A 633-nucleotide genomic window follows, 5' to 3' on the forward strand; every position below is an offset into this window, starting at 1 on the left:
GGGCGGCTACCCGGAGCTTCACGCGGGGAAGCTCGCCGCCGCCGCCGGTTTCAAGGCAGGGCTCGCCCGTTTTGCCGAGACGAAGCCGGTGCACGGCGAGTGCGGCGGCTACATGGTTCTGGGGGCCGCGCTGGAGGATGCCGACGGCGTCACCCACGCCATGACGGGCCTGCTCGGCCATGTGACGAGCTTCGCCCGGCGCAAGATCAATCTCGGCTACCGCGCGGCACGGCTTCTTTCCGACTGCCCCATCGGCCGGGCCGGCGAGACGGTGCGCGGCCACGAGTTCCACTATTCTCGGCTGACCGAGCGCGGCACGGACGAACCGCTCGCTGCGCTCGCCGATGCCTTGGGCAATGCGCTCGGGCCCTCCGGCGGCCGGCGTGGCCTGATCACCGGCACCTATTTCCACGCCATCGCGCGGGGCTGAACCATGGAGCGCGAGATGCCCGACCGTCGAGACCTGGTCGCCGAGGCGAAGGCATGCATCGGCTTCTACACGCGTCTGCCGATTTCGGCGGAGGTAGCCTCCTTCGCCGCGGCGCAATGGGCGGCCCCCGTCGCCGGCGTGGTGGTGGGGCTGGTCTCCGGCCTGGTGCTGCTCGCCGGTCTATGGGCGGGTGTCCCGGTGCC

Annotated in this window: 2 pseudogenes; both read left to right on the plus strand. The window is 71.4% G+C overall.

Features of this window, described 5'->3' with window-relative positions:
* Positions 1-430, plus strand: a pseudogene (locus ACFP9U_RS25300) (cobyrinic acid a,c-diamide synthase); the annotation flags it as partial.
* A 15-nt stretch (positions 431-445) separates the two neighbouring features.
* Positions 446-633, plus strand: a pseudogene (locus ACFP9U_RS25305) (hypothetical protein); the annotation flags it as partial.

The organism is Nitratireductor sp. GCM10026969, from assembly GCF_042660605.1.
Lineage (GTDB): Bacteria > Pseudomonadota > Alphaproteobacteria > Rhizobiales > Rhizobiaceae > Chelativorans.